The sequence below is a fragment of the Kribbella sp. CA-245084 genome (assembly GCF_050942355.1).
GTDB lineage: Bacteria > Actinomycetota > Actinomycetes > Propionibacteriales > Kribbellaceae > Kribbella.
Genome location: NZ_CP192053.1, coordinates 7,809,356 through 7,828,277 on the forward strand (window position 1 = coordinate 7,809,356; position 18,922 = coordinate 7,828,277).

The 18,922-nt window shown below is 68.5% G+C and carries 15 protein-coding genes; 5 read left to right on the plus strand and 10 right to left on the minus strand.

The annotated features are described in order from the left end of the window. Positions 1 to 5: 5 nt before the first annotated feature. Positions 6 to 908 (plus strand): hypothetical protein, encoded by a 903-nt coding sequence (locus ACQPYH_RS37340; protein ID WP_432881420.1) that lies wholly within the window; start codon positions 6 to 8, stop codon positions 906 to 908. Here ACQPYH_RS37340 and metH read toward each other — a convergent pair. From metH to ACQPYH_RS37355, 3 genes are all read right to left on the minus strand, one after another. Continuing rightward, the gene (metH, locus tag ACQPYH_RS37345) at positions 905 to 4,519 is read right to left on the minus strand and encodes a methionine synthase (protein ID WP_432881423.1); all 3,615 of its coding nucleotides are present in this window, start codon (positions 4,517 to 4,519) and stop codon (positions 905 to 907) included. The two genes, ACQPYH_RS37340 and metH, sit on opposite strands and share 4 nt — an antisense overlap. Before the next feature lie 189 nt (positions 4,520 to 4,708). Beyond that, complete coding sequence (locus tag ACQPYH_RS37350) at positions 4,709 to 5,245, minus strand: TetR family transcriptional regulator (protein WP_432881426.1); 537 nt, start codon at positions 5,243 to 5,245, stop codon at positions 4,709 to 4,711. After that, a complete protein-coding gene (locus tag ACQPYH_RS37355) occupies positions 5,242 to 6,687 on the minus strand; it encodes an MFS transporter (protein WP_432881429.1) in 1,446 nt (481 codons plus the stop codon). The genes ACQPYH_RS37350 and ACQPYH_RS37355 overlap by 4 nt, the downstream gene beginning before the upstream one ends. A 134-nt stretch (positions 6,688 to 6,821) precedes the next feature. On the opposite strand from ACQPYH_RS37355, the gene ACQPYH_RS37360 reads away from it, so the two are divergent. Then, entirely contained in the window at positions 6,822 to 7,655 is an 834-nt protein-coding gene (locus ACQPYH_RS37360) for an NAD-dependent epimerase/dehydratase family protein (protein ID WP_432881432.1), read from the plus strand. A gap of 97 nt (positions 7,656 to 7,752) precedes the next feature. Here the strand turns inward: ACQPYH_RS37360 and ACQPYH_RS37365 are convergent, their stop codons facing one another. Next, a complete protein-coding gene (locus ACQPYH_RS37365; protein ID WP_432881435.1) occupies positions 7,753 to 9,258 on the minus strand; it encodes a S1C family serine protease in 1,506 nt (501 codons plus the stop codon). Positions 9,259 to 9,339: 81 nt separating this feature from the next. After that, the gene (locus ACQPYH_RS37370; RefSeq protein ID WP_432881438.1) at positions 9,340 to 9,897 is read right to left on the minus strand and encodes a TetR family transcriptional regulator; all 558 of its coding nucleotides are present in this window, start codon (positions 9,895 to 9,897) and stop codon (positions 9,340 to 9,342) included. A 90-nt stretch (positions 9,898 to 9,987) separates the two neighbouring features. Here ACQPYH_RS37370 and ACQPYH_RS37375 point away from each other — a divergent pair, with 90 nt between their 5' ends. Beyond that, the gene (locus ACQPYH_RS37375; RefSeq protein WP_432881441.1) at positions 9,988 to 10,821 is read left to right on the plus strand and encodes an oxidoreductase; all 834 of its coding nucleotides are present in this window, start codon (positions 9,988 to 9,990) and stop codon (positions 10,819 to 10,821) included. Here ACQPYH_RS37375 and ACQPYH_RS37380 read toward each other — a convergent pair. Continuing rightward, positions 10,813 to 11,955, minus strand: a complete 1,143-nt coding sequence (locus tag ACQPYH_RS37380; RefSeq protein WP_432881444.1) for an epoxide hydrolase family protein — start codon at positions 11,953 to 11,955, stop codon at positions 10,813 to 10,815. The genes ACQPYH_RS37375 and ACQPYH_RS37380 overlap by 9 nt on opposite strands. 63 nt (positions 11,956 to 12,018) lie before the next feature. Here ACQPYH_RS37380 and ACQPYH_RS37385 point away from each other — a divergent pair, with 63 nt between their 5' ends. Continuing rightward, positions 12,019 to 13,023 carry a helix-turn-helix transcriptional regulator gene (locus tag ACQPYH_RS37385; protein ID WP_432881446.1) on the plus strand — a complete coding sequence of 335 codons (1,005 nt, stop codon included), beginning with the start codon at positions 12,019 to 12,021 and terminating at the stop codon, positions 13,021 to 13,023. Positions 13,024 to 13,039: 16 nt separating this feature from the next. Continuing rightward, the gene (locus ACQPYH_RS37390; protein WP_432881449.1) at positions 13,040 to 13,861 is read left to right on the plus strand and encodes an alpha/beta fold hydrolase; all 822 of its coding nucleotides are present in this window, start codon (positions 13,040 to 13,042) and stop codon (positions 13,859 to 13,861) included. A gap of 4 nt (positions 13,862 to 13,865) precedes the next feature. Here the strand turns inward: ACQPYH_RS37390 and ACQPYH_RS37395 are convergent, their stop codons facing one another. From ACQPYH_RS37395 to ACQPYH_RS37410, 4 genes are all read right to left on the minus strand, one after another. Further along, entirely contained in the window at positions 13,866 to 15,524 is a 1,659-nt protein-coding gene (locus ACQPYH_RS37395; protein ID WP_432881451.1) for a phospholipase C, read from the minus strand. A gap of 20 nt (positions 15,525 to 15,544) precedes the next feature. Further along, positions 15,545 to 16,765: an iron uptake transporter deferrochelatase/peroxidase subunit gene (gene efeB / locus ACQPYH_RS37400; protein WP_432881453.1), complete on the minus strand. Its 1,221-nt coding sequence runs from the start codon at positions 16,763 to 16,765 to the stop codon at positions 15,545 to 15,547. After that, positions 16,762 to 17,892 (minus strand): EfeM/EfeO family lipoprotein, encoded by a 1,131-nt coding sequence (locus ACQPYH_RS37405; RefSeq protein WP_432881456.1) that lies wholly within the window; start codon positions 17,890 to 17,892, stop codon positions 16,762 to 16,764. The genes efeB and ACQPYH_RS37405 overlap by 4 nt, the downstream gene beginning before the upstream one ends. A gap of 105 nt (positions 17,893 to 17,997) precedes the next feature. Next, the gene (locus tag ACQPYH_RS37410) at positions 17,998 to 18,906 is read right to left on the minus strand and encodes a ribonuclease Z (RefSeq protein WP_432881459.1); all 909 of its coding nucleotides are present in this window, start codon (positions 18,904 to 18,906) and stop codon (positions 17,998 to 18,000) included. Between the last annotated feature and the right edge of the window lie 16 nt (positions 18,907 to 18,922).

Sequence of the window (18,922 nt, forward strand, 5' to 3'; positions counted from 1 at the left end):
ACGCCATGGCCACTGGCCTGGTCAAGACCGACGATCCGTGCTTCTCCTGGGGAGACTCGATCGTCGAAGCCGTCAGCGAGACCACCGATCGCCTTGTCCGCTGGCGCGGTATCGACTTCGTCGTCCGGCCGAACGACCGCCCGGGCATGAGCGCAGTGGACTCGCTCCGGTCGAACGACAGCCCCTTGGTCCTGCCAGAGGAGTTGGCCGATGCGGTCCGCCGGTACGGCGCCGGGACGCCGGGACAGGGTGACCGGGAACGGCTGGTCCAAGCAACCGCACATACGACCTCCCAGTCGGTCGGGCTGAGCAGCCCGCTGTTCGACAACATCGGCGGCCTCCACCAGCCGGAGGCGGACCTGGACGACGGGCTGGCCGATGTCTGGACCCAGGAACGGCTGCCCAAGCTCTGGTCGAAGACCGAGTCCGCACAGTTCGTCCCGGCCGAAGACCTACCGGACTTTGCCTTCGCCGGCCGGAATCCAGCGGCCGCAGCGGCAGCGCGGGCACTGATGACCGAGATCGTCCGGCAGCAAGGCGGCACCCCGGCCGAGCCCGAGGACTACGCCGCACTCTCCGACTGGCTGATCTCGCAGAAACCCGAGGAGCGGTACGGCGAGATCCTGTCGCTCCTGCCCGGTACGGACGAGCTGTCGCCGCGTGACCTGCTGCGCGCAGAAGTCACCCTCCGCAACGGCTTCACCGAGGCCGTCGCGAAGAACAACCCGTCACTCGCGGCCGCTGCCGTCCAGGCGGCGTCGGAGAAGATCGACCCCCAGCTACGCAGACTGGTCGACGACTCCGCACTCGCCCCGGCCAGCGGCGCAATCACCGCCGGCGCCACCTACAGCACGACCGGGCCTTCCACGATCCAGCCCGGTCGCGAGCAGAGAGGGCTCGGCGGTTAGGCGGGGTCGTAGGACAGGTTGGGGCGGAGCCAGCGTTCGACCTCTTCGACCGTGAGGCCTCGGCGTACGGCGTAGTCCTCGATCTGATCGCGACCGAGGCGGCCGACGCTGAAGTAGCGGGATGCCGGGTTCGCGAAGATCAGGCCGCTGACCGCCGCGGCCGGCGTCATCGCGAACGACTCCGTCAGCCCTAGACCGAGCTGCTCCGCCTCAAGCAGCTCGAACAGGTCCTTCTTCTCGGTGTGGTCCGGGCTCGCCGGGTACCCGAGTGCCGGCCGGATCCCGCGGAACCGCTCCGCGTGCAGATCCTCCAGCACCGGCTGTACGTCGGGCTCGAACCACGCCTTCCGCGCCTCCAGGTGGATCCACTCGGCGAACGCCTCGGCCAGCCGGTCGGCCAGCGCCTTCACCATGATCGCCCGGTAGTCGTCGTTCTTCTGCTCGTACGACTTCGCCAGCGCCTCGGCGCCGTGGATCGCGACGCCGAACCCGCCGAGGTGGTCACCGGCCGGCGCGACATAGTCCGCCAGGCAGCGATTGTGTCGCCCGGCAGGCTTCTCGGTCTGCTGCCGCAGCATCGGGAACGACCGGTCGAGGCCGTCCAGAACGATGTCGTCCCCGGAACTGTGCGCCGGCCAGAACCCGTACACACCCTCGGCCCGGAACGACCCGTCGGCGATGATCTCGTCCAGCAGCGTGTTCGCGTCGTCGAACAGCTCCCGCGCGACGGGATTGTCCAGGATCGCCGGGTACTTGCCCTTCACTTCCCAAGCCAGGAAGAGGAACTGCCAGTCGATCATCGCGCGCAGAGCCTCCAGCGACGGCATCTCCCGGCGCAGACCGGTGAACGCCGGCACCGGCAGCTCGCCGTACTCGACGGGCTCCTTGTTCGCGCGCGCCTCGGCCAGCGTCAGCAGCGGGCTGCGCTGCTTGTTCGCGTGCTGCTCGCGGAGCCGCTCCTGCTCAAGACTGTTGCTCTTGGCAAGCTGTTCGGCCCGCTCCTCGTCGAGCAGGTCCGACACCACGCCGACCACCCGCGACGCGTCGAGCACATGCACTGTCGTCTGGTCGTACGCCGGTGCGATCCGGACCGCGGTGTGCTGCTTCGACGTGGTCGCACCACCGATGAGCAGCGGCAGCTTCAGCCCGCGCCGCTGCATCTCGGCGGCCACGGCAACCATCTCGTCGAGCGACGGCGTGATCAGCCCGGACAGCCCGACCGCGTCGGCGCCCTCGGCAACGGCCGTGTCCAGGATCCTTGCCGCCGGCACCATCACGCCGAGGTCGATCACCTCGTAGTTGTTGCAGCCGAGCACCACGCCGACGATGTTCTTGCCGATGTCGTGGACGTCGCCCTTCACGGTCGCCATCACGACCTTGCCCTGGCCGCGGACCATCTCCGCGCGGCCCTCGAGCCGGGCCTGCTCCTTCTCCGCCTCCATGAACGGCTCCAGGTAGGCGACCGAGCGCTTCATCACCCGCGCGCTCTTCACCACCTGCGGCAGGAACATCTTGCCGGCCCCGAACAGGTCGCCGACGATCTTCATGCCGTCCATCAGCGGACCCTCGATCACCTCGAGCGGACGCGGCAACTGCTTGCGCGCCTCCTCGGTGTCCGCCTCGATGTAGTCGACGATGCCGTGCACCAGCGCATGCGACAGCCGCTCCTGCACGGTGCCCTCGCGCCAGGTCAGATCGATCTCGCGCTGGGTGCCCTTGCCCTTCACGTTCTCCGCGAACGCGACCAGCCGATCGGTGGCGTCGTCACGCCGGTCGAAGATGACGTCCTCGACCAACTCGAGCAGGTCCTTCGGGATGTCTTCGTACACAGCCAACTGGCCGGCGTTGACGATTCCCATGTCCAGGCCGACCTTGCCCGCGTGGTACAGGAACGCCGAGTGCATGGCTTCGCGGACGATGTCGTTGCCGCGGAACGAGAACGACAGGTTCGAGATACCGCCGCTGATGTGCACGCCCGGACAGCGTTGTTTGATCAACGGCAGTGCGTCGATGTAGTTCTTCGCGTAGCTGTTGTGCTCGGACATACCGGTTGCGACGGCCAGCACGTTCGGGTCGAAGATGATGTCCTCGGCCGGGAAGCCGATCCCGGTGAGCAGGTCGTACGCCCGGCCGCAGATCGCGACCTTGCGCTCGACGGTGTCGGCCTGGCCCTGCTCGTCGAAGGCCATCACCACCGCGCCGGCGCCGTAGTCCATGATCTTGCGCGCGTGCTCGAGGAACTGCTCCTCGCCCTCCTTCAGGCTGATCGAGTTGACCACGCCCTTGCCCTGCACGCATTTCAGGCCGGCCTCCAGCACCGACCACTTCGAGCTGTCGATCATGATCGGGATCCGGGCCACCTCGGGCTCGGTCGCGATCAGGTTCAGGAACGTGGTCATCGCCTGCTCGCTGTCGAGCAGGTCGGCGTCCATGTTCACGTCCAGCAGGTTCGCGCCGCCGCGCACCTGCTCGAGCGCCACGTCGACGGCGGCTTGGTGGTTGTCGCCCTCGATCAGCCGGCGGAACCGCGCCGACCCGGTGACGTTGGTCCGCTCGCCGATCATCACGAACCCGGTGTCCGCGCTGATCTTGAACGGCTCGAGCCCGGAGAACCTGGTGGTGTGATCGGTCGGTACGACGGTCCGCGGCGCGACGTCCTGCACCGCGGCGGCGATCTGCTTGATGTGGGCCGGCGTCGTACCGCAGCAGCCGCCGACGATGTTCACCAGCCCGGACTGCGCGAACTCCTCGAGCATGCCCGCGGTCTCGTGCGGCTGCTCGTCGTACCCGCCGAAGGCGTTCGGGAGGCCGGCGTTCGGGTGCGAGGCGACGTACGTGCCGGCGAACCGGGCGAGGTCCGCGACGTGCGGGCGCATCTCCGCGGCGCCGAGCGAACAGTTGACGCCGACGACGAGCGGCTTGGCGTGCTCGACCGAACTCCAGAACGCCTCGACGGTCTGACCCGACAGCGTGCGGCCGCTCAGGTCGACGATCGTCACCGAGATCCACAGCGGCAGGCGCGGCGCGACCTCGCGGGCCGCGGCAACGGCGGCCTTGGCGTTCAGCGTGTCGAAGATCGTCTCGATCAGCAGCAGGTCGACGCCGCCCTCGGCGAGCGCCGCGATCTGCTCGGCGTACGTCGCCTTGACCTGCTCGAAGTTCACCGCGCGGTACGCCGGGTCCTCGACCCGCGGGCTCAGCGACAGCGTGACGTTCAGCGGGCCGATCGAGCCGGCCACGAACCTCGGCCGGTCCGGGGTGGCGAACTCGTCGGCGGCCTGTCGGGCCAGGCGCGCGCCGGCCAGGTTCATGTCCCGCACGTACTGCTGCAGGCCGTAGTCCGCCTGGCCGATGCTGGAGGCGGTGAACGTGTTCGTGGTGGTGATGTCGGCGCCGGCCGCGAGGTACTGCCGGTGGACGTCGAGGATCACGTCCGGCCGGGTCAGGTTGACCAGGTCCGGGTCGCCGGCGACGTCGTGGGTCTCGTCGTTGTAGCGGTCGGGCTGATAGTCCTCGGGCTTGAGCTTGGCGTTCTGCAGCATCGTGCCCCAGGCACCATCGAGCACGACGATCCGCTGATCCAGCAGCTCGCGCAGCGCGGTCTCACTCATCTGCCGTCCCCTCCAGAAACGATCTCCGGAGGCGCCCTTGCAGGGTGCACGCAGGCCCTCGCCGTCTGTGCACTCAGGTCGAGCGTGGCGGACCCTCGGCCCGTTGCAGCGCCTCTCGGCCTGGATCGTCCATGGTAGCGGCGTCACTCCCTGCAGCCAGCACCCAAGATCACATTCTAAGACGGTGTCTCAAGGGGTGATCAGGTTCTGGAGGCTCGGGGCGTACAGCGCGGCGATCCGCTCCAGGTCGGCCGCAGCGATCGGGCCGTCCCGGTCGATCGCGATCGCGGCGCCCAGCCCGAGCAGCTGGCCGGTGATCAGCGCGGCGCGGAGGTCGGCGTCCGGACCGGTCAGTCGGGCGGCGAAGGCGCGGGTGACCTGGTCGCGGAAGTGTTCGCGGATCTGGGCGCGCTCGTCACCCTTGCCGGCCGCGAAGACGACCCGGACGAGCAGGTCCTGGTCGTTCTCGCGGCGGTACTTCACGAGGGTCCGGACGGCGTGCTCGCCGAGCCGCTCGTTCGGTGCCGCGAGCAGCAACTGGGCGGCCTCGGTGAAGTCGGCGACCCGCTCGAACAGCGCTTCCTTGCCGCCGAAGTACTTGACGATCAGGGCGGCGCTCACGCCGGCATCCCCCGCGACCCCGCGGAGCGTGACCGCGTCGTACGGCTCGCGCGCGAACGCCTTCCGCGCCGCGCGCAGGATCGCGGTCCGCCCCGGATCGGTCACGCCCGTGTCACCTCGCCAGTCGCCTCACCGGCCACCTCGCCCGTCACCTCGTACGCCGGCTCGGGGCGACGTACCGGGATCAGCAGGACCAGCCCCGCCGCCGCCACGGCCGCCACCCCGGCGATCACGAACACGATCAGGTACGCCGAGAGCGCGGGTGCGACCCGGCCGGCGCTCGCGATCGTGACGTTGGCCAGCACGGTCGCGACGATCGTGCTGCAGATCGCCTGCCCGACCGTGCGCATCAGCGTGTTGAGGCCGTTCGCGGCAGCCGTTTCGGTCACCGGCACAGCATGCATGATCAGCGCCGGAAGCGCCGAGTACGCAACGGCAGTGCCGGCAGAAACCACCGTCGCACCGATCACGATCCCCGGCACGTTGCTGCTGGTGAACAGGCGGACCACGTACCCCGCGGCCATCAGCACCGACGCGATTCCCAGCGTGAACCGCGGGCCGCGCGCGTTGGAGATCCGGGCGGACACAGGCGAGAGCAACACCATCGCCACGCCACCGGGCAGCAGACACAGGCCGCTGACCACGATGGATTCACCCAGCCCGTAGCCGGTCCACGTCGGCTCCTGCACGAGCTGCGCGGTCGACAGCGAGTTGGCGTAGAACGCGAACCCGATCAGCAGTGCACCCAGGTTGGTGAAGAGTACGGCGGGACGCGCGGAGACGCGGAGGTCGACGAGCGGGCTCCTCGTGCGCAGTTCGTACCAGCCCCACGCCGGGACCAGCAGCACGGCAACGGCGTACAGGACGACGAGGGTCGGCGTACTCCAGGCGGTGGTCTTCGAGACCGCGAGGAGGAAGCAGACGAGAAACGCGCTGAGGCCGAGAGCGCCGACGATGTCGAAGGGGCCGCTGGTGCGGATCGCCGACTCGGGGACGATCAGCAGCACCAGGACGATGTCGAGCAGGCCGAGGCCGAGGTTGATCCAGAACATCGTGTGCCAGTTCGCGTACTCGACCACCAGCGTCGCGGCCGGGATGCCGAACGCCGCGCCGATGCCCAGCGTCGAGCTCATGATCGCGATGGACGGAATCACCCGTCGCGGGGGCAGCTCGTCGCGCAGGATGCTGATGCCGAGCGGGACCACCGCGACCGCGGCGCCCTGGAACGCCCGGCCGACGATCAGCACGGTCAGGTTCGAGCTGATTGCGCAGAGCAACGAGCCGATGACCATCGACGACAGCGCGATCAGCAGTACGCGGCGCTTGCCGTACATGTCGCCGGCGCGGCCGAGCAGCGGCGTGAAGACGGCGCCGGTGAGCAGCGTCACAGTGATCAGCCAGCTCACGTCGGACGCGGGGCTGTGGGTGATCTGCGGGAGCTCGGGCAGGAGCGGTACGACGATGGTCTGGCTGATCGAGACCAGCACACCGCAGAAGGCGAGCGCGGCCAGAATCAGGCGTGGGTGAGCGGCAGGGCGGACGGTCACACGGAGTCCTCACGGGGTGAACAGGTGTTTACTCAGGAATGGTAAACGCTTGTTCACCCCTTCCGGAAGTGGACCGTCGAACTGGCCGTCGATTGGACCAGCTCGTCGGAGGCGCCGCTGCCTAGGTTGGTTGCATGAGGATCTTCATCGCCGGTGCGACCGGTGTCATCGGCCGTCGGCTGGTACCGCTGCTAGTTGCCGAGGGCCACGAGGTGACCGCGCTCTCGCGGCGGTCGCAGGTGGCCGGCGTGACGACGGTGCAGGGTGATGTGTACGACGCTGCCGCGCTCCGCGAGGTGGTTGCGGCCGCCCGGCCGGATGTGGTCATGCACCAGCTGACCGACCTCACGTCGCGCGATTTCGCCGCGAACGGGCGGATCCGGCGTGAGGGCACCCGCAACCTCGTCGACGCTGCGCTCGCTGCCGGCGTACGGCGGGTGATCTCGCAGAGCGTTGCGTGGGCGTACGAGCCGGGCGATGCACCCGCTGACGAGTCCACATCGCTCGATCTGCACACCGCCGACGAGAGGCGCCGCGGGACGGTTGACGCGGTCGCCGCCCTCGAGGCGATCACCGCCGAGGCTCCCGAGTGGGTCGTCCTCCGCTACGGCCTGCTCTACGGCCCCGACACCTGGTACACCAAGGGCGGCCTGATGGCCGACCTGGCCGCCGCCGGCCAACTCCCGGCCAACGGCGATGTCACCAGCTTCCTCCACATCCAAGACGCGGTCTCAGCCGCCGCAGCCGCCGTGACCTGGCCCTCCGGCCCCGTCAACGTCGTCGACGACGAGCCGGCACCCGCCACCACCTGGCTCCCAGCGTTCGCACAATCAGTAGGCGCCGCCGCCCCGACAGACCCCCAGCCCGCCTCACGCACTCCTTGGGCTCGCGGTGCCACGAACACCCATGCGCACAGCCTCGGGTGGTCCCCCAGTCAGCCGACCTGGCGTACGGGCTTCTTCTCCTGAGCTCGAACAAAGAGATCGGGCCCGGGCGCTCTGAGGGGGAGGAGAGCGTCGGGCCCGATCGGTCGGTCCGCCTGCAGCGGGGGGGTAGCGCTGGGGGTTAGCGGACCGGGCCTGTGATCAGTTCGATGGTTGCCTTGTGAGTCTGGCCGGACTGGTCGACCCAGCCGACCTCGACCTTGTCGCCGGGGTGCTGGTTGTTCAGCAGCTCCGACAGCGTGTCGGGCGAGTCGACGGTGTGACCGGCGAAGGAGGTGATCACGTCACCGGCCTCGAGGCCGGCCTCGTCCGCGTGACCGTCCGCGAGTACGTCGCCGACGACCGCGCCGGTGGTGCCCTCGCTCGTCACGACCGAGACTCCGAGCATCGGGGAGGCGCCGATGTGTACGGCGTCCGACGACTTGCCGTTCTCGATCTGCTGGGCGATGTCGAGCGCCTGGTTGATCGGGATCGCGTACCCCTCGGTGGTCGTCCCGGACCCGTTCCCGGAACCGCCCTGCCCGTTGCCCGAGCCGTCGCCGGAACCGGAACCATCGCCGGAGCCGCTGCCCGAGCCGTTGCCCGAGGAGCCGTTGCCCGACCCGTCGCCGAAGCCGTTACCGCCGAACGGGTCGCCGTAGCCGTTCCCGTTCCCGTATCCGTCGCCGTACCCGGTGCCGTCCCCGGCCGCCGCCAGCGTCGCCGTCGCGGTCGCGCCGGAGGTGACCGCCGTCTGACCCGGCCGGCCCTGGCCGCCGTTGTTCCCGTTGCCGCCGGCCACGTCCACGCCGACGACCTCGCCGCTCGCGTTCACCAGCGGGCCGCCGGAGTCGCCGGCCTGGATGTTCGCGTCGGTCTCGATCAGGTTGGTGAGGTTCTCCGGGTCCTGCCCGTTCTCGTCGGTCGCGGTGATCGCCTGGTTCAGTCCGGTCACCTTGCCGGCCGCGTAGCTCGGCGTACCGCCGGTGCCGCCCGCGTTCCCGACGCCGACGACCTGGTCGCCCAGCTTCACCTGGTCGGAGTTCCCGGTCTTCGCGGTCTCCAGCCCGGACGCGTCCTTCAGCTTCAGTACGGCGATGTCGTGCTGCTCGTCGTACCCGACCACGCTCGCGGTGTACGTCTTCCCGTTGCCGATGTCGGTCACGGTGATCGACGTCGCGCCCTCGACGACGTGGTGGTTGGTGAGCACCTCGCCGTCGGCGGTGAGCACGATGCCGGTCCCGGCCGCCCGTGCGTTCTCGTACCCGAGCACGGTGTTCACGTCGACCAGCCCCGGGGACACCTTCGCCGCCACGGACGAGGCGTCGAACGCCTTCTGCGACAGCTGCGAGCTGTTCCCGGCGCTGTGTTGGTCGATGCCCCAGGCAACCGATCCGGCGACGACCACCGCGGCCAGCCCGAGCACCCCGGCGCCCAGCAACCGGCGGCCGCGCTTCTTCGGCGGCTTCGGCGGGAACGGGTACTGCGGGTTGTACTGCGGACCCTGCTGGTACGGCGATCCCTGCTGGTACTGCGGGTTGTTCGGGTACGGCCCGTTCTGGGGGTACTGCGGGTACCCGCCATGCGCCGGCGGCCAACCTCCGTACTGCCCACCGTCGTACGGTCCAGGTCCAGCGCTCTCGTTCATCTCCCGTGCCCTCCTCAGCCAGTTCCCTCTGCTACGAGTAGAGCGCGCCAGACTGAGAACTCCATCGGGCCAACCAATGAATCAGCTGAGAATCTTCTGCACGGCCATCACCACGGCCCGGCGTCGCACGGTCGCGTTCGGCTCATCGGCGCCGTACTCCGGGTTCATCGACGACCAACTCGTCGCGATCGCCTGGATCAGCGACAGCAAGCTGACCGCGCTGAACTGCCGCGACACCACCCGCCGCCGCATCCCTCGCTGCAGGTCGTCCAGCCGACTGTGGTTGACCGCGACGATCGCCTCCAGCGGCTGACCCTCCGGCCGCTCGAGCCGGTACCAGGTCGAGAGCCGCAGCCGGTCCGGATGCGCCTCGAAGTAGTCGAACACCCGCCCCGCGTACGCCGGGAGGTCGTCGGCGTCGAACCCGACCTCGTCGAGGTACTGGTCCACGGAGGCGCTGAACGCCGCGTCGAACAGCCCGTCCTTGTTGCCGAAGTACGCGTAGAGCATGGCTTTGTTGCAGCCGGCCGCCTCGGCGATCCGGTCCACCCGGGCGCCGGCGATCCCGCGCGCGGCGAACTCCTCGATGGCGGCGGCCAGGATGCGCGCCTTGGTCCGGTCGGCGTTCCGTTGCTGCATGCGACCAGACTAACCAACTGGTCAGTTGATTTCGACCAACTGGTTGGTTAGCGTGGAATTAAACAACCAACCAGTTAGTTAGGTCTCAGCATGAACAAGATTTGGCTGATCACCGGCAGTTCCCGCGGCCTGGGCCGCGCCCTCACCGAGGCCGTGCTGGCCGCCGGCGACCGGGTCGTCGCCACCGCACGCACACCCGAGCAGCTCGACGACCTGGTCGCGAAGCACGGCGAGCAGATCCGCGCCGTCGCCCTCGATGTGACCGACGCCACGGCCGCCCGTGCCGCCGTTCAGACTGCACTCGACACGTTCGGCGGGCTCGACGTCGTCGCCAACAACGCCGGCTACGCGAACAGCGCCTCGATCGAGGAGACCCCCGACGACGACTTCCGGGCGCAGATCGAGACCAACCTCTTCGGCGTCGTCAACGTGACGAAGGCGGCGTTGCCGGTGTTCCGCGAGCAGAAGAGCGGGCACTTCCTGCAGTTCTCATCGGTCGGCGGGCGGGTCGGCGGGACCCCGGGCATGGGCGCCTACCAGACCGCGAAGTTCGCTGTCGAAGGCTTCTCCGAGGTGCTCAGCAACGAGGTCCGGCCGTTCGGCGTGAAGGTGACGATCGTCGAGCCGGGCGCGTTCCGCACCGACTGGGGCGGCTCGTCGATGCAGCTCGCGGAGGTGCACCCGGACTACGACTCCACCGTCGGCGAGCTGAACCGCTACCGTCTGGAGACCGACGGCAAGCAGCCCGGCGACCCGGCGAAGGCTGCCGAGGCGATCCTCCACATCGCGAACCTCGACAACCCGCCGCTCCGTCTCCTACTCGGCAAGGACGCCCTCACCCACGCCGACCGCGCATCCGTCTCTCGCGCCGAGGAGGCCGCCGCCTGGGCCCACCTGACCACCTCGACCGACTATTCAGCGTAGTGAGCGGAAGAACTCGCGGACGTCGCCGATCAGGATCTCCGGCTCTTCCAGTGCGGCGAAGTGACCGCCGTGGTCGACGTCGGTCCAGCGGGTGATGTTGTTCTCCCGCTCGGCGTACCGGCGGATCGCGACGTCGTGGGCGAACGCGATCACAGCGGTCGGCACCCCGGAGTTCTCCAGCTTGGTCCCCCACGCCTCCTGCTGTGCGTAACCGACGTACGCGGCCGAGCCGGCGGTGCCGGTGAGCCAGTAGATCATCGCGTTGGTGAGCAGCCGGTCCTTGCTGATGATTGCGTCCGGCAAGGTTTCGGCGGGCCAGGTCCAGGCCATGAACTTGTCCATGATCCAGGCCAGCTGCCCGACCGGCGAGTCGACGAGTCCGTACGCCAGCGTCTCCGGCCGGGTGGACTGGATCGAGATGTAGCCGAACTCCTTCTGCATAAAGCCGCCGATCCGCGCGATCCGGTCCTGCTCGAGCGGCGTCAGCGTCTGCAACTCCTCCTCCGGCAGCGGGAACGGCGGCAGCGAGGGCCCGCCGTTCGTGTGTACGCCGACGACCCGGTCACGGGCCGCACGCGCTACCGCCGGCGAGACGGCGCCGCCGATGTCACCACCCTGTACGCCGTACCGCTCGTACCCGAGCTCTTCCATCAGCAGAGCCCACACCTGTCCGACCCGCTCCCTGGACCACCCGCTGGCAGACACCGGCCCGGAGAACCCGAACCCGGGCAGCGAAGGAATCACGAGGTGGAACGCGTCCGCGGCCTGACCGCCATGGGCGACCGGGTCGGTCAGCGGCCCGATCAGGTCGAGGAACTCGACGATGGAGCCGGGCCAGCCGTGCGTCAGCATCAGCGGCAGCGCGTCCGGCTCGGCCGACCGGACGTGCAGGAAGTGGATGTTCTGACCCTCGATCTCGGTGGTGAACTGCGGATACGAGTTCAGCTCCTTCTCGGCCGCGCGCCAGTCGTACGAGGTCCGCCAGTAGTCGACCAGCGAGGACAGCCAGGAGACCGGTACGCCGGTGTTCCAGTCGTCACCGGGCAGCGGCGCGGGGAGCCGGGTGCTCGCCAGCCTGGCGGCGAGGTCATCGAGAGTGCTCTGCGGGATGTCGATCGTGAAGGGCTTGATCATGTCTAGAAGTCTGTCACCCGCTTAGGACAGCTTCAGTCCTAGCTGCGTGACAGAATCCAAATCATGCTCGAAACCTCGGCCCGGCTCCTCAAACTCCTCTCGCTCCTGCAGCAGCCGAAGGAGTGGAGCGGTGCTGCCCTGGCCGACGAGCTCGCCGTCGGCGTGCGGACCGTGCGGCGAGACGTCGACAAGCTCCGAAACCTCGGCTACCCGGTCGACGCCGTGCCAGGTGTCGCCGGCTACCGGCTCGGCTCAGGGGCAGCACTCCCGCCGCTGCTGCTGGACGACGAGGAGGCCGTTGCCGTCGCGATCGGACTGCGCGCCGCCGCGTCCGGCACAGTCGCCGGTACCGAAGAGTCGTCGGTCCGGGCGCTCACCAAGCTCGAGCAGGTTCTGCCGTCCAGGCTCCGGCATCGGATCGAGCTGCTCCAGCAGGTCGCGGTCACGCCGGCGGGCGGCCCGTCCGTGCAACCCGACGTACTGCTGGCTGTCGCCGCCGCCTGTCGCGACCATCAGCGGCTCCGGTTCGACTACAGCAACCACGACGGTACGGCGACCACCCGGACGACCGAGCCGCATCGGCTCGTGCACACGGGCCGGCGGTGGTACCTCGTCGCGTGGGATCTGGATCGGACCGACTGGCGCACGTTCCGGCTCGACCGCCTCGAGCCGCGGATCCCGACCGGTCCGCGCTTCACGCCACGCGAAGAGGTGCCGGACATCGCGACTACGAACCGCGGCGTCGCGTACGGCGGATACCGCTACCAGGCCCGCATCCTGGTCCACGCACCAGCCGAGCAGGTCGCCGACCGCTTCGGGCCTAGCGTCGCGTCGGTAACGCCGATCGACAGCAGCCATACCAAACCGTTTGGTATGGACCCGCATACCAGACGGTTTGGTATGGAGTCGGCAACGACGCTGGTCGAGACCGGGGCGAACTCCCTCGACGAGATCGCCTTCTATCTCGGTCGGCTGGATCACCCGTTCGAGATCCAGTCACCGCCGGAGTTGATCGAGCGCGTCCGCGACCTGGCGACGCGCCTGGCAGCGTCGATTCCGCCGTCCTGACCGGTACCGTTCAGACATGCAGGATCGGTACGTCGAGACCGTGCTGGGCCGGATCCGCTTACGCATCGACGGATCCGGACCTGCGATGCTGTTCTGGCCGAGCCTGCTGATGGACGGCACGCTCTGGTCCGCCCAGGCCGCCCACTTCGCCGACCGCTTCCAGGTGATCCTCGTCGATCCGCCCGGTCACGGCGGCAGCGAACCGCTGACCGGTCCGTTCACGTTCGACCAATGCGCGCAGGTGATCGCCCAGATCCTCGACGACCTCGGCACCGGCAAAGCACACCTGATCGGCAACAGCTGGGGCGGCATGATCGGCGGCACCTTCGCCGCCCTGTACCCGGACCGGATCGGCATCGCAGTCCTGATGAACGCCACGGCCTCACCTGCGGGCCGTCGGCAACGATTCGAGTACGGCGTGCTGACCCGCACCGCGCAACTCCTCGGCGGGATCCGCGGACCGCTCAAGGGCCCGGTGCGGGACGCGTTCCTCGGCCCGACCGCCAGACATGAGAAGCCCGAGGTCGTTGCCACAGTCAACGAACTGGCCGCGAAGGTGAACATCACCTCGGGCCGGCACGCGGTCACCAGCGTGGTCCCGCGGCGACCTGATCAACGCGCGCTGTTCGGCCGGATCCGCACGCCGGTCCTGGTTGTCGCCGGCGGGGAGGACCCGACGTTCACGCCGGACGAGACCGAAGAGATGGCGGATTCGATCCCCGGCGCGCGCTTCGTCGTACTCGAGCAGTCGGCGCATCTGGCCGCGCTCGAGTCCCCGAAAGAGGTCAACGCCCTGATCGACGATTTTCTCGCCGATCAGGGCGCTGCAACCTACTAGCGGACTAGCGGACCACGGCCCCGGTCTTCGGGTCCAGGATCAGCTTGCTCTTGCTCGGGCGCTGCCAGAAGTCGAACATGCCGTTCAGGCTGCCGGCGCGCTGGTCAAACGAGTGGTCGCCGATCCGGCCGGTGCGCCAGTTGTCCTCGATGAACTTCAGCACCGAGGTCTGGTCGGTCACCGCGTGGTCGACGTGGTTGGTCTTCGCGTACGGCGAGATCACGAGCAGCGGCAGGCGCGGACCGTAGCCGCAGCGGTCGGCGTACCCGCCGGAGACCGGGTCCTTGCCGCAGGTCGCGGCCTGGTCGAGCGCCGCGTCCTTCGAGCCGTTCACGGTCGGCGACTTCTGGTGGTCGTACCAGCCGTCGGAGTCGTCGTAGGCCAGGACGACAGCGGTCGAGGCCCATTCCTTCGACTTCTGCAGCTGGTTGATCTCCTTGACGACGAACGCCTGCTCGTCCAGCGGGTCGGAGTACCCGGCGTGCCCGTCCTGGTACTCGCCGGCCTTCAGGAAGCTGACGGCCGGCAGGTTGTTGGCCGCGACGGCCGCGTCGAAGTCCGAGGTGTCGTACTGGTGGTTGGCCTGGTCGGTGTGACCGATCGCCTTCACCGAGGTCGGCGCCAGGTGCTTCGGGTTGGACGTCGACTGGTAGTACTCGAACGGGTTGTGGTGCGGGCTGTAGTCGACCGCCGCGATACCGCCGACGTTGTTGTGCGTCGCGCCGCAGACGGCCTTGCCGTCGACGGTGCTGGTCGGCTTGAAGCCGCCCTGGAACCAGCCCCAGGTGACGTGCTTCTGGTTCAGCAGGTCGCCGATGTTCTGCCCGTGCATGACGGCCAGGTTGTTCGTCGACTTGCCGTTGTTGTTCGAGCAGTCGTCGTAGTACGGGTCGGGGTCGTTGGTGATCGTGCCGATCCCGTTCTTGTCCGGCGACTGGACCGCGTACGCGTCGGTGGTCGGCTTGCCGGTCTTCGGATCGACGGCCTGGCCCCCGTGGGTCTGGCCGGAGATCAGGTTCAGCGCGCCCGGGGTGGACGGGCCGTAGACCGTGTCGTACGAGTTGTCGTTCAGCGAGTAGTGCTGCGCGTAGTTCCACATCGCGGTGACGGTGTTGCCGTCGTAGTAGTCCATCACCAGGCCCGGCTCACCGAACAGCACCGGCTGGCCGGTGCACTTGTCGGTCTCGGTGTTCTCGACGAACTTGTCCATCTTGCCGCCGTTGACGGCCTTCTGCTCCGGACCGTAGCCGTGGTTCTGGTCGCAGGTCAGCGCCTGCGACGGCGCCAGCCGCTTCGGGTTGTACGCGTTCGGGTTGCTCGTCAGCAGCTTCTTGGACAGCCCGTTGACCTTGGGCGTGTTCCGGGCCGCCTTGAACGGCGTACCGTCGGTGTTGGTCGCGTTCGGGTAGGTGCCGAAGTAGTGGTCGAACGAGATGTTCTCGCCGAAGATCACCACGACGTGCTGGATCGGCGTCGACGGGTGCACCGTCGGGAACGAAAAGGCGGCGTCGCCCACCTGAGCGCTACCGCCCTGACTGCCGACACTCCCCTTGCCGCCCCTACTGGCGACGCCCTGACTGCTGCCGGCGCCGCTACAGGCGACCAGCAGCAAGCTCGTCGCGGCCACACCGGCCGTAGCGAGCACACGGAGTCTTGCGCGCATGCCTTCTCCTCTTAGGTAAATCATGCGAGCAACGACCGCCCGAAGTGGTCGTTGCCGTCCCGAACACCGGGAAGAACAAAGAAGTAGCCGCCACCGACCGGCCGGATGTAGTCGACGAGCGGCTCGTCGATCAGCCGGGTCTGCACGGCCTCGAACTGCCGGGCGATGTCCTGCTGGTAGCAGCAGAACAGCAGCCCCATGTCCAGGTCACCGACGGCGTCGGTGCCCTTGTCGTAGTTGTAGCCGCGGCGCAGGAACTGGCTGGCCGCGGTGCTGATGGTGCGCGGGTTGGCCATCCGGATGTGACTGGTCAACGGGATCGCGCCGCCGGTCGGATCAGCCGGGTAGTTCGGCAGGTCGGTCTCGCTGTTGCCGTCCAGCGGTGCGCCGGAGTCACGACGGCGGCCGAACATGTTCTCCTGCTCGCCGACCGACACCCGGTCCCAGAACTCGACCAGCATCCGGATCTGCCGCAGCACCTGGTAGCTGCCGCCCTCGGTCCAGGCCGGCTCACCGTTGCCCTTGGCAACCCACACGAGCTTGTCGTGATCGGCGACGGCCGGCTTGACGATGCCGTCCTTGAAGCCCATCAGGTTGCGCTGCGTCCCGGACGGCCGCGGCGGGCTCTGGAAGCCGTCGACCCGCCAGCGCAACTGCATCACGCCGCGGGTGTGCCGGGCGATGTCCCGCAGCGCGTGCAGCACGGTGTCGCTCTCCGTCGCGCACAACTGCAGGCTCAGATCCCCGTGACACAGGCTGTCGTCCAGGCTGTCGTTGGGGAATTCCTTCATCGGCTTCAGCTTGGCCGGCTTGCGATCCTCGAGCCCGTACCGAGCATCGAACAGCGACGCCCCGACGCCGACGGTGACCGTCAGATCGTCACCCGGCATATCCGGACCGAGTACGCCGGAATCGGCCGGCGGAGCGGTGATCCCCAGCGGCGCAAGCGCACCGCCTGCAGTCAGCAGTCTCGCCCGCTCGGTCACTGTCTTGAACAGCTCGGTGAGCTCGGACTTGTTCGCCGCGATCACGTCGAACGACGCGAAGATCGCCTGCTTCTGCGGATCGTTGGTGATGCCGGCCTGGTGCTCGCCGTGGAACGGCACCGCGGTCGTCGGAGCCGCGGCGGCCGTCGAACCGGCCAGGCCCGCCACTGCCGCGGTACCGACGCCGGTCACGGCTGCCGCACCGGCGCCGGCCAGCGTGCCGCGCAGGAACGAGCGACGGTCGAAGCCGGTCATCCAGCCCTCCGAACTTCACAGATGGCAGCGACGGGGGCGAGCCTCTCCAGCAATTCGCCGACCGCGCCGTTGAGTTGCTCACGGGCCTTCTGGTCCAGCTGCGCGACCGGGGTGTTCTGGTGCGCGGTCAGCAGTGCGCGGACCCGGGCTTCCCACTGCTGCACCTGCGGCAGATCAGGGTCGCGGGGCTTGAGGACCGGGTCGAGGATGGCCAGCACGTTCGCCGTGCCGTTCAAGTTGGCCAGTGCGGTGTTCAGCGACGTACCGCTGCCCTGGTCGTTCTCGCCGGTCAGCTCGAACTGAAGTGCGTTCTCCATGATCTCGTGGGCGCGGAGCCCGAGATCGTTCGGATCCACCTGTTCGTTGGGCAGATCCTTCTGCAGGCCGTGTACGTCGGCCGCGAGCTGATCCGCGATCGGCTTCAAGCTCGCGGCGGACGCGTTGTGCCACAAGCCCTTCTCCAACGGGTGGAAGCCGCCGGAGCCGTCGATCTTGTCCGCGAAGTCGCCGAACGCGTCGTACGCCGCACCGAGCGAGTTGTAGGCCAGATGCGCGGGCAGCCAATCGGCCCGGGCTGCGACCAGGTTGCCGGCGTCGACGTCGGCGCTCAGCTTGTCCGTCTTGACCGCCAGGCCGGCGACGCCGATGGCGACCGCGGCCTGGTACTGCTTCACCAGCGGCAGCATGTCGTTCTTGGTGACGGCGACCGCGGCCGGGCCGGCCTTCCCGTCGCCCGCGACACTGACCGTCGGGCCGGTGATCGCGTCGGTGTCCTCGATCAGGCAGCGGATCGCGTACCGTCCCGCGCCGAGTTGCACGTCCATCGGTGCGGAGGTGTTCGGACCCAGGCCCTCCACCTCGCCGTACACCTTGTTGCTGTCGACGTCGACGAGATCGACCTCGGCGGCCGCATCACCGGTGTTGTGCAGGGTGATCGTCTGCCGACCGGTCTTCGCATCAGTCCAGCCCTGGCCGCACTGGCTGCGGGACACCGCAACCTCGGGTGGGCCACCGGCCGCACTGGCGGAGTTGGCGGAGCCCTGCCAAGGCCGCCAGATCACCACTGCGACTACCGCGCCTACGGCTATCAGCGAGACGGCCGCCGGCAGCGGACGGGGGGTGCGCACGAGATGTTGCTCCTGAGGCTTTGGGCAAATCCATTCGTCGCCGATACTAATCACGAGGTTGCCGGGGAAGGCCGTTGTTGGCCCTCTCGTCATCCAGTGTTCGCCCTAGCGGCGCGACGGTACCGGGGTGCGAGACAGGTCGGAGGCAACGACGATCTCGCCGTCGAACTCGGCGGCGGCTTCGCTGAGAAAACGCTCAGGTTCCTGATAACGCTGGGAAAAGTGGGTCAGGACCAAGGTGCGAACGCCGCACTCGGCCGCGACGCGGGCTGCCTGCCGGGCCGTCAGATGCCCGAAACGACGGGCTAGATCGGCTTCCGGTGAGAGGTACGTCGACTCGATCACCAGCATGTCCGCGTCTTCGGCCAGGCGCAGTACGTTCTCGCACAACCGGGTGTCCATGATGAATGCGAACCGTTGCCCCGGCCGCGGTTCGCTGACGTCCTCGATCCGCACCGTCCGGCCGTCCACCCCGAGGGATCCGGCCTGTTGGAGCCGACCGATGGCCGGACCAACGATGCCGTGGGCAGCGAGTCGGTCGGGCAGCATCCGGCGGCCGTCGGGCTCGATCAGCTGGTATCCGAACGAGTCCACCGAGTGCTCCAGCCGGCGCGCCCACAACTGCCCGAACGATCCGACCGTCAGCAGCCCGTCCTCCTCCACCGGCTCCTCGAGCAATTCGGCTCGCTCGTAGAACGACGCGGCGTACCGCAAGCGCGTGAAGTACTTCTGGCCCGATGCCGGATAGTGCGCGCGGACCGGATGCGGTACGTCGTCCAGCGACAACCGCTGCACGATTCCCGGCATGCCGAGACAGTGATCGCCATGGAAATGTGTAATGCACAGCCGCGTGATCGCCCCGGCCGCGACTCCGGCGTACAGCATCTGCCGCTGGGTGCCCTCGCCGGGATCGAAGAGGAATCCCTCGTCGTCCCAGCGCAGGAAGTACCCGTTCTGCGTGCGTTCCCGCGACGGCACCTGACTGCCGGTCCCGAGCACGACGAGTTCACGCACCCGCCCAAGACTAGTG

Coding starts and splice junctions, on each gene's coding strand:
- ACQPYH_RS37340 (WP_432881420.1), top strand. CDS start 6: ATGGCCACTGGCCTGGTCAAGACCGACGATCCGTGCTTCTCCTGGGGA.
- metH (WP_432881423.1), bottom strand. CDS start 4,519: ATGAGTGAGACCGCGCTGCGCGAGCTGCTGGATCAGCGGATCGTCGTG.
- ACQPYH_RS37360 (WP_432881432.1), top strand. CDS start 6,822: ATGAGGATCTTCATCGCCGGTGCGACCGGTGTCATCGGCCGTCGGCTG.
- ACQPYH_RS37365 (WP_432881435.1), bottom strand. CDS start 9,258: ATGAACGAGAGCGCTGGACCTGGACCGTACGACGGTGGGCAGTACGGA.
- ACQPYH_RS37370 (WP_432881438.1), bottom strand. CDS start 9,897: ATGCAGCAACGGAACGCCGACCGGACCAAGGCGCGCATCCTGGCCGCC.
- ACQPYH_RS37375 (WP_432881441.1), top strand. CDS start 9,988: ATGAACAAGATTTGGCTGATCACCGGCAGTTCCCGCGGCCTGGGCCGC.
- ACQPYH_RS37380 (WP_432881444.1), bottom strand. CDS start 11,955: ATGATCAAGCCCTTCACGATCGACATCCCGCAGAGCACTCTCGATGAC.
- ACQPYH_RS37385 (WP_432881446.1), top strand. CDS start 12,019: ATGCTCGAAACCTCGGCCCGGCTCCTCAAACTCCTCTCGCTCCTGCAG.
- ACQPYH_RS37390 (WP_432881449.1), top strand. CDS start 13,040: ATGCAGGATCGGTACGTCGAGACCGTGCTGGGCCGGATCCGCTTACGC.
- ACQPYH_RS37395 (WP_432881451.1), bottom strand. CDS start 15,524: ATGCGCGCAAGACTCCGTGTGCTCGCTACGGCCGGTGTGGCCGCGACG.
- efeB (WP_432881453.1), bottom strand. CDS start 16,765: ATGACCGGCTTCGACCGTCGCTCGTTCCTGCGCGGCACGCTGGCCGGC.